The organism is Mesorhizobium quangtriensis, from assembly GCF_040081925.1.
GTDB classification, from domain to species: Bacteria; Pseudomonadota; Alphaproteobacteria; order Rhizobiales; family Rhizobiaceae; genus Mesorhizobium_K; species Mesorhizobium_K quangtriensis.
The window spans coordinates 1349962-1363590 of record NZ_JBEBMF010000001.1; the positions used below are offsets into that span (position 1 = coordinate 1349962).

At 64.3% G+C, this 13629-nt stretch carries 10 protein-coding genes; 7 read left to right on the forward strand and 3 right to left on the reverse strand.

What is annotated here, in order from left to right:
• Positions 1-80 precede the first annotated feature (80 nt).
• From ABMA32_RS06600 to ABMA32_RS06610, 3 genes are all read right to left on the reverse strand, one after another.
• Positions 81-1613, reverse strand: a complete 1533-nt coding sequence (locus tag ABMA32_RS06600; protein WP_349012911.1) for an ABC transporter substrate-binding protein — start codon at positions 1611-1613, stop codon at positions 81-83.
• Between the two features lie 61 nt (positions 1614-1674).
• A complete protein-coding gene (locus ABMA32_RS06605) occupies positions 1675-2076 on the reverse strand; it encodes a RidA family protein (protein WP_349012912.1) in 402 nt (133 codons plus the stop codon).
• Positions 2077-2114: 38 nt separating this feature from the next.
• Positions 2115-3689, reverse strand: a complete 1575-nt coding sequence (locus ABMA32_RS06610; RefSeq protein WP_349012913.1) for a phytoene desaturase family protein — start codon at positions 3687-3689, stop codon at positions 2115-2117.
• Between the two features lie 110 nt (positions 3690-3799).
• Here ABMA32_RS06610 and ABMA32_RS06615 point away from each other — a divergent pair, with 110 nt between their 5' ends.
• From ABMA32_RS06615 to ABMA32_RS06645, 7 genes are all read left to right on the forward strand, one after another.
• Positions 3800-4591, forward strand: a complete 792-nt coding sequence (locus ABMA32_RS06615; protein ID WP_349012914.1) for a cyclase family protein — start codon at positions 3800-3802, stop codon at positions 4589-4591.
• 25 nt (positions 4592-4616) lie between these two features.
• A complete protein-coding gene (locus ABMA32_RS06620; RefSeq protein ID WP_349012915.1) occupies positions 4617-6176 on the forward strand; it encodes a phytoene desaturase family protein in 1560 nt (519 codons plus the stop codon).
• Positions 6176-6658 (forward strand): MarR family winged helix-turn-helix transcriptional regulator, encoded by a 483-nt coding sequence (locus ABMA32_RS06625; protein ID WP_349012916.1) that lies wholly within the window; start codon positions 6176-6178, stop codon positions 6656-6658. The genes ABMA32_RS06620 and ABMA32_RS06625 overlap by 1 nt, the downstream gene beginning before the upstream one ends.
• A gap of 61 nt (positions 6659-6719) precedes the next feature.
• Positions 6720-8873 (forward strand): thiamine pyrophosphate-dependent enzyme, encoded by a 2154-nt coding sequence (locus ABMA32_RS06630; RefSeq protein WP_349012917.1) that lies wholly within the window; start codon positions 6720-6722, stop codon positions 8871-8873.
• Entirely contained in the window at positions 8866-10488 is a 1623-nt protein-coding gene (locus ABMA32_RS06635; RefSeq protein ID WP_349012918.1) for an indolepyruvate oxidoreductase subunit beta family protein, read from the forward strand. Before ABMA32_RS06630 ends, ABMA32_RS06635 begins: the two co-directional genes overlap by 8 nt.
• 42 nt (positions 10489-10530) lie before the next feature.
• Positions 10531-11496, forward strand: coding sequence for a sugar-binding transcriptional regulator (locus ABMA32_RS06640; protein WP_349012919.1), 966 nt, complete (start codon positions 10531-10533; stop codon positions 11494-11496).
• 71 nt (positions 11497-11567) lie between these two features.
• A complete protein-coding gene (locus tag ABMA32_RS06645; RefSeq protein WP_349012920.1) occupies positions 11568-13622 on the forward strand; it encodes a bifunctional aldolase/short-chain dehydrogenase in 2055 nt (684 codons plus the stop codon).
• Positions 13623-13629: the final 7 nt, after the last annotated feature.

Below are 13629 nucleotides of genomic sequence, written 5' to 3' on the forward strand. Positions count from 1 at the left end.
CGTCTGCGAGACGGCATGGCAACGGAGTTCAGGAATGCTGCGCCGCCCCCCGGGGGCGGCGCCCTGCAGTCTCGATCAGGCTACGAGGCTGGCGACATGAGGGCCGGCAACAGCGCGCCGGACTTGTGCGGCACGACCTTGACCGTGTCTGAATAGACGACAGGCTGGGCATACTGCAGCAGCGGCAGCACATAGGCGTTGTCGGCGATCAGCTTGCTGACGGCCTTCCAGCCGGCGATGCGCTTGGCCTCGTCGGCCTCGCCCCACAGCGGGTTGATCGCGTCGATGACGTCCTGGCTGTCCCAGACCGAATGCGGGCTCGGGCCGTACATGGCGAAGCCGGTCGAGGTGGTCGGGTCGCCGATCGAGTTGCCCCAGTTGTAGAAGGCGGCCGGCGCAAGCTGGTCGGCGGCGCGCAGCTCGTAGTGCTTGGCGATCTCGTAGACCTCAATGTTTGCCTCGATGCCGACCTTGCGCCACATGCCGACGATCGCCTGGATCATCTCGTAGTCCTTGGGCTTGAAGCCGCGCGTCGTCTGGATCGTGAACTTCACCGGGTTCTCCGGCGAATAGCCCGAGGCCTTGAGCAGTTCGACGGCCTTTTCCGGATTGTACTCGACCTTGATCGTCTCGTCGAAAGCCTCGTATTCCGGCGTCTCCAGCGTGTCGATCGGCAGGCCGTATCCACGCAGCAGGCGGTCAACCAGAAGCTTCTTGTCGACCGAGAGGACGGCTGCCTGACGCACGTTCGGGTCGAGCATCACGTCGATGTCGTTGAAAAAGATCATGCCGATGTCGGAGACCGTGTCGGCCGTGCCGCCCAGCCCGTCTTTCGCGATCAGGCGATCGTATTCCTCGTAGGGGATTTCGAGCGTGACGTGCGAAGCGCCGGACTCGATTTCGGCGACGCGACTGGCGGCGTCTGTCACGAACTTGATGGTGACGTTCTCAAAGGCCGGTTTCTCGCCCCAGTAGCCTGGATAGGCCTTGAGCTGGACGAAAGCGTTGCGCTCGAACTTCTCGACCATGTAGGGGCCGGTGCCGATCGGCTTGGCTTCGAAGCCTTCCGCGCCGACCTTCTCGTAATAGGCCTTGGGCAGGACATAGCCGGTCAGGAACGACATCCACTTGAAGTAGGTCGGATCGAACTGCACGACGTCGCCGGTGATCTTGTTGCCGTCGATCTTGAAGTTGTTGACGTTCTTCCAGACGAACTGGATCGGGTTGCCGGTCTCTTCCTTGGCGGCGCGCTCCAGCGACCAGACGATATCCTCGGCCGTGAAGGGCGAGCCGTCGTGCCAGGTGACGCCCTCGCGCACGGTCATGTGCACCTGCTTGAGATCGTCGGAGAAGCCCCACTCGGTGAGCAGGCCGGGCGTGAGCGAGAGGTCCGGCTTCTGCAGGATGAACTGGTCGAACACCGACTGATAGATGCCCTGGATGGTAGGGTTCACCGCCGACGGGCCGGTGGTCGGGTCCCACGACGGCAGGTTGACGTTGTAGGCGATGACGAGTTCGTCGGCCTGCGCCAGCGCCATGCGCGGCATCGAGAAGCCTGCCATGGCGGCGGTCGCGCCGGCCAGTTTAAGGATTGTTCGTCTGTTGATGGTCATGTTCTCGTTCCCCAGTTGATTGTTGGTTTGGTTGTGTGAACGCCCTAAGGCGCGGTTGAGTCTAAAGTGCTGCCGTTGCCTCGATCTCCACCAGAAAATCCGGAAGCGCGAGCGCCTGTACGCCGATGAAGGTGTTGGCCGCCGGCACGACGCCGTCGTAGAAGGCCATGATCTCGCCGATGACCGGCCCGAGCTTGTCAGGCGAATGATCGACCACATAGGTGCGCAGGCGCACGATGTCCGCAGGCGTCGCGCCGACCTCGGCCAGTACGGCCCTCAGGTTGGCGAGCGCTTGGCGCGTCTGTGCGGCGAGATCGCCGGGACCGACGACCTCGCCGGCCTTGTTCCAGGCGACCTGTCCGGCCAGATGCAGCGTACGGCCGCCATTCTGCTCGACCGCGTGCGAGAATCCGAACTGTGTGGACTCATATAAAGTGGCTGGGTTTATCGCCTTGCGCTTCATCGTGACCTTCTATCGCTTCCGGATATCGACCTGCATTGTCATGCACCCGCCAGTTGCTGCGCAAGCATGAAACCCGAGCCTGCACCCGTTCCGGCTCCGGGCCAAGTGGCCGCGCCAACAAGATGCAGATTGGCGACCGGCGTGTTCCAGCGCGCATAGCCGGGCGCCGGGCGGAACAGGAAGTTCTGCGAGATATGATGGCTGCCGCAGATCTGGTCGCCACCGACGAGGTTGGGGTTCTCGCGTTCCAAGTCGATAGGCGAGAACACCGCGCGGCCAAGTATCTTGCTTGATAGGCCCGGCGCGTGTTTCTCGATCAACGCCAGCGCCCGGTCGGCATAGCGCTCCTTGATCTCGTCCCAGTGCGCCGGCCCGATCTCGCCCGCCGCGTCCCCGATGACCTCGGCCGGAAGCGCGCGCACCTGCACCCACAGCACATGCTTGCCATCAGGCGCGCGAGACGGATCGACCGCTGTCGGCTGACCCACAACGAGCACCGGCTCGTCGGGCAGCATTCCAGCAATTGCCTGTTGGTATGTCTTCGCCATCTGCTCCAGCGACGGCGCGATATGCACATAGGCGAAGGACTTCAACTCCTCGCCGGCCTTCCAGTCGGGCAGGCCGTCCATCGCCAGATGGATCATCATCGTACCGGGCGCATGGCGGAACTTCTTCATCACCGTGTCGAAGCCCGCATCGCCCGAGCCTTTCGGCAGCAGCTTGCCGGCCAGCGCTCCGGGCGCGACGCCTGCGATAACCGCCTTCGTCGCCGTATGCGTCTCGCCGTTGGCGAGCCTGATGCCGGTCGCCTTGCCGCTGACGGTAACGATCTCGGCAACATCCGCGCTGTGGAACACCTTGCCGCCCGCTTTTGTCAGCACGCCTTCCAACGCGCGGATAATCGTGTCGGCGCCACCCTTGCCGATCACCATGCCAAAACTCTGGTTGGCCATGGATTCGAGGTAGGGGAAGACCGCGCCGCCTGCGATATCGGGAGCGAAGTCGAGATGCATGCCCCATGCGGCGAGCGTCGCCTTCACATGCGGCGAGGTGAAATTGTCATCCAGCCAGGCGCGCGGCGACGACAGCAGCAGCTTGGCCGTGTCGAGCGAGCCCTTGACGCCCTTCTTGCGCCAAAGGTTCCAGCCCGTGCCGGCGAGCGCACGCGCCCCCATTGGCGAACCGAGCAGGCGGAAGAGGTGCTCGGCCTCGCCCATGAAGCCGCCGACCAGCCGACGCCATGTCTCGGCGTCGTCCTTCGAGAATTTTTCGAGCCGCGCGACCGTCTTTTCAATGTCGGTGCTGACGCCGAACCAGCGTCCGTCAGGAAACACCGATGCAAAACAATCGGCGGCCGGGACGAATTCCAGTCCCGCCCATTTCAATTCATTTGCATATTTCCGGTGGAAAGCGGAACCGGCGAACAGGCTGAGATTCATTGCTGCGAGATCGTGCCGGAAACCGGGGAGCGTCAGTTCGCGCGTCTGGACCGCGCCGCCGCTCACGGGATTGCGCTCGAAAACAGCGGTTTTCCAGCCCTTGGACGCCAAATGCGCGGCGCAGGCCAGACTGTTGTGGCCGGCACCGACAAAGATGGCGTCGAATTCGCTCACGCCCCGATCCCATTTCCTTTAGGCTTAAAGATAATTGCAGATGCATATGTTTTCGTCTAGTAGCATATTGAAGCCCGACAAGAGCGCTGCCAATCCACAAGGGGAAAACAATGGACTCCGCAAAACTTCTCGGCGAATTCGCCACCCAGCTTCTTTCCGGTGCGATCGAGGTCGTCGACCTCTCCGCCGTGCTCGGGCCCGAGACGCCGCTGATCAAACTGCCGCCGGAACTCGCGGTCGACACGCCCAAGGTCGAGATCCACACGATCTCCGCCTACGACAAGAACGGCCCGTGGTGGGCCTGGAACTGGCTGAAGCTCGGCGAGCATTCGGGCACCCATTTCGACGCGCCGCATCACTGGATTTCTGGCAAGGACTATCCCGACGGCTCGACCGACACGCTGCCGGTGCAGAAGCTCGTCGGTCCGGTCAACGTGCTCGACTTCTCGAAGGAAGCTGCCGCCGATCCTGACTTCCTCCTGACCGTCGACCACATCAAGAGCTGGGAAGCCAAGCATGGTGCGATCAACCCGGGCGAGTGGGTGGTGATGCGTACCGACTGGGACCGGTTCAGCGGCTCTGAGGCCAAGTTCCTCAATGCAAACGAGACCGGGCCGCATACGCCCGGCCCGACCGCCGAAGCGATCATTTATCTGATCGAGAAGGATGTCGCCGGCTGGGGTTCGCAGACGATCGGCACCGACGCGGGCGCCGCAGGCGGCATGGAGCCGCCGTTCCCGGCGCACACGCTGATGCACAAGGCCAACAAGTACGGCCTAGCCAGCCTCTGCAACCTCGACAAGCTTCCGCCGAAAGGCGCGATCCTGATCGCCGCGCCGCTGAAGATCGAGAAGGGCACCGGCAGCCCGATCCGCGCCCTGGCGCTCGTACCGAAGTCGTAACGTCAGAGCCGGAGGCGACGTTCCCATGAGCGCCCCCGACCACATCATCGTCGGCAGCGGCATCAACGCGCTGGTCTGCGCCGCCATTCTTGGCGGCAAGGGACGCAAGGTGCTGGTCCTTGAGCGCAACGATCGCATCGGCGGCTGCATCCGCACGGACGAGATCACGGTGCCGGGTTTCGTGCACGACGTGATGGCGACGACCTTCGTGCTGTTCATCACCTCGCCGGCCTATGCGGCGCTGGCGGCCGACCTCGGCAGGCATGGGCTGGAGTTCTGCCATACGAACGCGCCGACCGGCGTCCTGAGGCCGGATGGCAGCCACCTGATCCAGCACATGGACCGCGCGACGAATGTCGCGGCCTTTGGCGAGGACGGCGCGCAATATGCTGCCGACGTCGACGACATCGGCAGGAATGCCGGCCTGCTGTTCGGCCTGCTCGGCGGCGGGCTCTGGACGTGGCCGACCTTCAAGCTGCTGTTGGGCGAGGCTCGGCGGCGCGGACCCCGTGGGCTCGCAGCCTTCATGGGCGATGCGCTGACGCCGGCGCGAAGCTGGCTAGAAAGCTCCTACAAGACAGACCTCGCGCGCTCTCTCTGGGCGCCCTGGTCCCTGCATGCCGGCATCGGCCCGGAAGACGCGTTTTCCGGCCAGATCGCCAAAGTCATCGCCTTTGCGCTGGAAGCCGCCGGCGCGCCGATCGTCAAGGGCGGCGCGAGAAACATCCTGTCCGCCTTCGATGCCCTCATCAGGGAAAGGGGCGGGGAAATCCGCACGGGCGCGGATGTCGACTCCATTATCGTCGAAGGCGGCAAGGCGACCGGCGTGCGCCTCGCTTCCGGCGAGACAATGAAGGCGTCGAAGGGCGTGATCTGCTCGGTGACGCCGACGCAACTCTATGGCCGCCTGCTCGGCAACAACGCTCCTTCGGACGATGTCGCCGCAACGAAAGCCTATCGTTACGGCAAGGGCAACTTCCAGATCCACTACGCGCTCGACCGCCCGCCGGCTTGGCGCAACAAAGAGCTCGGCGACGTCGCGCTGTTGCATCTGACCCCCGGGCTCGATGGCGTGTCAAAGGCGTCGAACGAGGCGGTGCGTGGCATGTTGCCGGAGACGCCGACGATCTGTGTCGGCCAACCACATGCGCTCGACCCGTCGCGCTGCCCGCCGGGCAAGGCCATCCTCTGGCTGCAGCTTCCGGAATCCCCGCGCCACATCAAGGGCGACGCCGCAGGCAAGCTCAAGGCGCCCGCAGACGGGAAGTGGACCGAGCAATTGCGCGAAGCCTATGCCGACCGCGTCGAGGACATTCTCGCATCGCATATCGATGCCTTCTCGGCGACGGTGCTTGGCCGCCGCGCATATTCACCTGCGGATCTGGAGGCGATGAACATCAACCTCGTCGGCGGTGACCCCTATGGCGGTTCGTCCACCATCGACCAGTCGTTCCTGTGGCGTCCGTTCAAGACCAGCCGCAACCACGAGACATCGATCAAGAGCCTCTATCACATCGGGGCGTCCACCCATCCAGGCGCGGGTCTCGGCGGCGGCTCCGGCTTCCTTCTGGGGAGCAAGCTCTGATGGACCAGAAAGTTTCGGAAAAGCGCGAACGGATTTCCACTCTGGGACAGATCGGGCTGCAGCAGTTCGCGCCCTATCTGATGAACCGCATCATGGGCCGCTATAACGCGACGCTGCGCGAAGCCTATGGCCGCGAGAACCGCACGGTGCCGCAGGTGCGCACGCTCGCTGTCCTGTCGGTGAGCGATGGCGTTACTGTCGGCGATCTCGCCGTCTACACGGTCATAGAGCAGTCGACCTTGTCGCGCACACTCGATGCGCTTGAGCAGCAGGGACTGGTGCGTCGTGAGGCCGGCGAGACCGACAACCGCGTGAAGAAGGTTTTTCTCACCGACGAGGGACGCGCCGAATTCAACCGCGCCTGGCCGGCGATGCATGACGCCTTCGAGCTGATGTTCGATGGCATAGACGACGCGGAATATTCGTCATTCGTGGTGACGCTGCAGAAGATGCTGAGGAACATCCGCAAGCACGATATTTGAGACGCAGCTTACGCAGCGCCGTTGGGGAGGGCAACGGCGACAACGGAACGGGACAAAGAAGATGGCCGAGCGGTCATTCGCCAAGGAAGTCGAGAAGCTGAGGCTGGGTGACGGCGAGGAATTCGCCGGCGAAGGCATCCTCGCCATCACCAAGGCGCTGCTGCAATGCGGCGTCGGCTATGTCGGAGGCTATCAGGGCGCGCCGATCAGCCATCTGATGGACGTGCTGGCCGACGCGCAGGACATTCTGGGCGAACTCGGCGTGCATTTCGAGGCCTCCGCCTCCGAGGCGACCGCCACCGCGATGCTTGCCGCGTCGGTGCACTATCCGATCCGCGGCGCCGCCACCTTCAAGTCCACCGTCGGCACCAACGTTGCGTCCGACGCGCTTGCCAACCTCGCCTCCGGCGGTGTCACCGGCGGCGCGCTGATCATCGTCGGCGAAGACTACGGCGAAGGCTCCTCGATCATGCAGGAGCGCAGCCACGCCTTCGCGATGAAGAGTCAGGTCTGGCTGCTCGATCCACGCCCCAACCTGCCGTCAATCGTGCAGGCGGTGGAGCATGGCTTTGAGCTGTCGGAGGTTTCGAACACGCCCGTCATGCTGCAGGTGCGCATTCGTTGCTGCCATGTGCATGGCAAATTCATCGCCAAGGACAATAAGCGTCCGTCGATGACAGTGGCCGATGCGCTGGAAAATCCGCGCCGCGACACCGGCCGCATCGTGCTGCCGCCGGCCTCTTTCCTGCACGAAAAGGAGAAGGTCGCGAAACGCTGGCCGGCCGCGGTCGACTATATCCGCAGGAACCGGATCAATGAGTTCTTCGGTCCTGATGCCGGTTCGGTTGGCATCGTGATGCAGGGCGGCATGTACAATGCCGTCATCCGCGCGCTCCAGCGCCTCGGCCTCGCCGACGCCTATGGCGAGACCGACGTGCCGCTTTATGTGCTGAATGCCGTCTATCCTCTTATCGACGACGAGTTCCTCACCTTCTGCGAGGGCAAGGATTCCGTGCTCGTGGTCGAGGAAGGCCAGCCGAATTATATGGAGCAGGCCTTTGCCGCCATGCTGCACAAAGCAGGTCGCGGCACACGCCTCGTCGGCAAAGAATACCTGCCGGTGGCCGGCGAATACACCGGGCAGGTGATGCTGGACGGCCTAGGTGCGTTCCTGCGCGCCGAAGCGCCGCAGCTTCTGTCGGCAGAAATCCGCGCGCCCAACAAGATGGGCGGCGGCGAGGAAATCCCGGACCTCAGCAAGGTCGTGCCGGGTCGGCCGCCGGGTTTCTGCGTCGGCTGCCCGGAGCGCCCGATCTTCGCCGCGACCAAGCTGGTCGAGCAGGAACTCGGCAAGCACCACATCGCGTCCGACATCGGCTGCCATCTCTTCTCGATCATGCCGCCCTTCGAGCTTGGCGCAACGACGATGGGTTACGGCCTCGGGCCGGCATCCGCCTCCGCCTTCAATTCGCCGGAAGCGAAGCGCCGGTCCATCTCCTTCGTCGGCGATGGCGGCTTCTGGCACAACGGCCTGACGTCCTCGATCGGCAACGCCGTGTTCAACAAGAACGACGGCGTTATTGTCGTCGTCGACAATTTCTATTCGGCGGCGACGGGCGGTCAGGACATCCTGTCGTCGCGCGCCAACAACCGGACGAAATCCACCCAGCACCCGATCACCAAGGCGATCGAGGGCATGGGCGTGAAGTGGCTGCGCCACATCGACCGCACCTATGATGTCGGAAAGATGCAGGCGACACTGAAGGAGGCGCTGACGACCGAAGAGAAGGGTCCGAAGGTCATCGTCGCCTCATCGGAATGCATGCTGAATCGCCAGCGTCGCGAGAAGCCGCTGGTCAATCAGGCGATCAAGGACGGCGCGCGCGTCGTGAAGCCGAAATTCGGCGTCGACGAAGACATCTGCACCGGCGATCACGCCTGCATGCGGCTGTCGGGTTGTCCGTCGCTGTCGGTGAAGTCGCTGGACGATCCGCTGCGCGATGATCCGGTTGCCTCGATCGACCAGAATTGCGTCGGCTGCGGCAATTGCGGCGAGGTGGCTGACGCGGCCGTGCTCTGCCCATCCTTCTACCGCGCCGATGTCGTGCACAATCCGAGCGGCTGGGACCGCTTCCTCGACCGCATGCGCAGCGCCGTGATCGGCTTCCTCCAGCGCCGCCGCGAGCGCCGCCGGCTGGTCTTCGCCAATGCTTGATGTCGTCTCTACGCGAGATGTTCCCGCGCGCGGCGACGGCGGGGTGATCAAGATTGCCATCCTCGCCGTCGGCGGGCAGGGCGGCGGTGTGCTGTCCGACTGGATCGTCGACGTCGCCGAGCGCAACGGCTATCTGGCGCAGTCGACCTCGGTGGCTGGCGTGGCGCAGCGCACAGGCGCGACGATTTATTACATCGAGATGTGCCGCGACAAGGGCCGCCAGCCGGTCTTCGCACTTTCGCCCTCGCAGGGCGACGTTGACGTGCTGATCGCGGCCGAACTGATGGAGGCAGGCCGCGCCATCATGCGTGGCTTCGTCACGCCGGAGAAAACGACGCTGATCGCGTCGTCGCACCGCATCGCGGCCGTCTCGGAAAAGATCGAGCCAGGCGACGGGCGGGCGTCCTCGGCGAAGATACGCGAGACTGCTGAGATCGCGTCGAAGCGCTTCATCGCCTTCGATATGGAAAAGATCGCCGTTAAGAACGGCTCGGTCGTCTCGTCGAGCCTGTTCGGCGCGCTGGCCGGTTCAGGCGTATTGCCGTTCCCGCGCGAGACCTACGAGGCGACGATCAGCGCCTCCGGTCGCGGCGTGAAGGCCAGCCTCGCGGCTTTTGGTGGCGGCTACGACGGCGCGCGCGGCCACGGCGTCGAGATCACGAATCCCGTCGTGCCGGGCGGCCCGGATGACCAGGCGGCCGCTCATAGCCCCGTCAGTTCCGCGACGGCCGCAGATGCAACTGAGCCGGTCGAAAAAGATGGCCCTGACGTGGAAGGCCCGCGCCGGCTTGTGGCCGGCTGGCAGGAACTGACCGCCCGCATCGAGGAAATGCCCGAGCCGGTGCGCGACATGGCGCTGCGCGGCCTGCGCAAGGTGGTCGACTATCAGGACATGCGCTACGGCGAGGAATATCTCGACCGTCTCGACCGGGCGCTCTTGCTCGATTCGGAAGAGCGGGGCCATGCGCTCTCCATCGCGGCGGCGAAACATCTCGCCAACGCGCTCTGCTATGACGACATGATCCGCGTCGCCGATCTCAAGACGCGCTCGACGCGCGGTGCGCGCGTTCGTCGCGAGGTCGGCGTCAAGGGTGACGCGATCCTGCAGACGACGGAATATTTCCACCCGCGCGTCGAGGAATTCTGCGGCGCGATGCCGGCTGCCATCGGCAGCTACATCGAGAACCGCCCTAAGCTGTCGGCCTTCATCGACCGTCGCATCAACAAGGGCCGCCGCATCCGCACCGACAGCTTTACCGGCTTCGCGATGCTCTGGATGATTGGCGGCATGCGGCGTTGGAGGCGCGGCCTGCTCCGGCATCGGGTAGAGCAGGCGCATCTTGACCGTTGGTGCGATCTGGGGCTGGCGACAGTGCCGCAGGACTATGCGCTTGCGGTCGAAATACTCAATACGCGCCGCCTGATCAAGGGCTATAGCGACACCCATGTCCGTGCGCAGTCGAAATTCGACCGCGTTCTCTCGGCTCTGCCGATGCTGAAAGGCCGCTCCGACGCCGCCGACTGGCTGCGCCGCCTGCGCGAGGCCGCGCTCAAGGACGAGAAGGGCGACATGCTTGACGGCGCGCTGAAGACTGTGGCCACGCTGGGCGACTAGCGACAAATTGACTTTTGTCAGCGGTCATGACTATTGTCGGCAATGGCAATCCGACCGGCAGACCAGATCGTCCACAAGGCTGCGTGGCTCTATTATGCGCACGGCCTGAGGCAGGATCAGGTCGCGCAGCAGCTTAACATTTCTCGCGCGTCCGTCGCCATGTATCTGCGCAAGGCGCGCGAGACGGGCATCGTCAACATATCGACCTCGACCCAGCTTTTCACCGACGATCTGATGGCGCGCGAGATCGAGGATGCCTATGGCCTCGACGCCGTCTGGATCGCGCCGCACGCCGACCATGTCGACCCGGCCGCCGAAGTGCCGGTACTGGCGGCGGGCGTTTTCCTGGAACTGGTCAGGAAGGGCGATCGGATAGGCGTTGCCTGGGGCCAGACGGTCTATGCTATCGCCGATGTCATGGCCTATGCCGATCTGCAGGATGTGACTGTCGTCCAGCTCTGCGGCAATCTCGGCGCACCCTTCGCGTATCGCCCCGACCAATGCACGATGGAGATCGCGCGCCGACTGAACGCCAAGGGCCTCAATTTCTACGCGCCGCTGGTGCTCTCGACGGAGGAACTGGCGAAGCAGCTTCGCGACGAGCCGGTTATCCGCGAACAGCTAGCGGGCATTTCCGACTGCGACCTCGCGCTCTATTCGGTAGGCACCGTCGATTCTGAAAGCCACGTCGTCAAATGCGGCGCGCTGACTGTGAGCGAGATGGATGCGCTGCGACGCGAGGGCGCCGCCGGTGTCGTCGCCGGCCAGATCATCGACGCCGAGGGCGCGCTGCTCGATTGCAGCTACAACCGCCGCGCCATCTCGGCTGACCTCGCCTCGCTGCGCGCCATTCCAAAACGCCTCGTTGTCGTCCAGGAGCCCTCCAAGTTCGAGCCCCTGCTTGCAGGTCTTGCCGGCGGTCTATGCACGCATCTCGTGGTCAATGCGGCGATGGCGTCGCGGCTCCTCGAACACGCGAAAGCGGCCTCCCGGCGCAATGCATCCTGAGACCTGCGACCTGTCATCCGCCTGTCGCCAAACCGAATCAAACGCAAACTTCGAAAACCTGGGAAGAAACGATGAAGAACCTTTGGAACGACGCCGAAGCCGAGAAGCTGGTGGAGCAGTACGCCCCCAAGGGCGTCGGCCGCGAACTGGCGCTGCGCGTCTACACGACCCGGCTGCTGGGCGGCGATCCCCGCCTCGTGCTGCATGGCGGCGGCAACACGTCGGTGAAGTCGAAGGCGGTCGATCTTGTCGGCGACGAGTGGGACGTGCTCTGCGTCAAGGGCAGTGGCTGGGACATGGGCGTGATCGAGCCGCAGGGCCTGCCGGCCGTCAAGCTCGGCGCTTTGCTGAAGGCGCGCAAGCTCGACAGGCTGTCCGATGAGGACATGGTGGCATTGCAGCGCGCCAATCTCATCGATCCGTCCTCGCCCAACCCGTCGGTCGAGACACTGCTGCACGCCTTCCTGCCGCACAAATTCGTCGACCACACGCATTCGACCGCGATCCTCGGCCTCGTCGATCAGGACAACAGCGAGGAAATCTGCCGCGAGGTCTACGGCAAGACCTTCGGTTTCGTCCCTTACATCATGCCGGGCTTCGATCTCGCCAAGGCAGCGGCTGAGGTGTTCGAGCAGGACACGTCCGTCATCGGCCTGATCCTCGACAAGCACGGCATCTTCACCTTCGGCGACACCGCCGAGGAAGCCTACACGCGCATGATCGACGCGGTGACGAAGGCCGAGGAGTATATCGCAAAGGGCAAGAAGCCTGCCGCGGCGAAGGCGGCGCTTCCCGCTGCGCTCGCCAAGCCCGCCGAGATAGCGCCGACGTTGCGCGGCGCAGTCGCGGTGGACAAGGGCGAGGGGCACTTCGACCGCATGATCAGCGACTTCCGCGTGTCGGACGCGATCCTCGACTTCCTGTCGTCCTCGAAGCTCGGCGAACTCGCGGCGAGCGGCGTCTCGACGCCGGACCTGTCGATCCGCATCAAGACCGGCCCGATGGCGTTGCCCGCGCCGGAAGCGGGCAAGCTCGGCGACTACACCAGGGTCGTGAAGGAACACGTGGCGCAGTTCGCCAAGGACTATCGCGCCTACTTCGAGACCAACGACGCGGCCGACGATGTCAAGCGCACGATGCTCGACCAGATGCCGCGCCTCAGCCTCGTGCCGGGCGTCGGCATGTTCGGCCACGGCCGCACGCTGAAGGATGCGAAGATCGCCTCCGACGTTGGCGAGATGTGGATCGAGGCGGTGAAGGGCGCGGAAGCGATCGGCACCTTCAAGCCGCTCTCCAAGGCAGACCTCTTCCCACTCGAATACTGGTCGCTGGAGCAGGCTAAGCTAGCCTCCAACAAGCCGAAGCCGTTGACCGGTCAGGTCATGCTGGTGACAGGCGGCGCGGGCGCGATTGGCGCAGCGACAGCCAAGCTTTTCGCTGACTACGGCGCGCATGTCGTGGTGGTCGATCTCGACGCCGACAAGGCGGCTGAATCAGCCAAGAGGGCCGGCAACGCCTCCATCGGCATCGGCGCCGATGTCACCGATCCGGCTTCGGTCCGCGCTGCCTTCGACAAGGCGGTGGCGGTCTATGGCGGCGTCGACATCCTCGTCTCCAACGCAGGCGCTGCGTGGGAGGGCAAGATCGGCGAGATCGATGACGCGCTTCTGCGCAAGAGCTTCGAGCTCAACTTCTTCGCCCACCAGACGGCGGCGCAGAATGCCGTGCGCATCATGCTACAGCAGGGCACCGGCGGCGCGCTTCTCTTCAACGCTTCCAAGCAGGCGGTTAACCCCGGCGCGAAGTTCGGCGCCTACGGCCTGCCGAAGGCTGCGACGCTCTTCCTGTCGCGGCAGTATGCGCTGGAATACGGCGCGGACGGCATCCGCTCCAACGCGGTCAACGCCGACCGCATCCGCTCGGGCCTGCTGACCGACGCGATGATCGCCAACCGCTCAGGCGCTCGCGGGGTGTCGGAGAAGGAATACATGTCCGGCAACCTGCTCGGGCAGGAGGTGACGGCCTTTGATGTGGCGCAGGCTTTCCTGCACCATGCTCTGGCCGAGCGCACCACCGCCGACGTTACGACAGTCGACGGCGGCAACATCGCGGCCGCACTGCGCTGATCCTTCC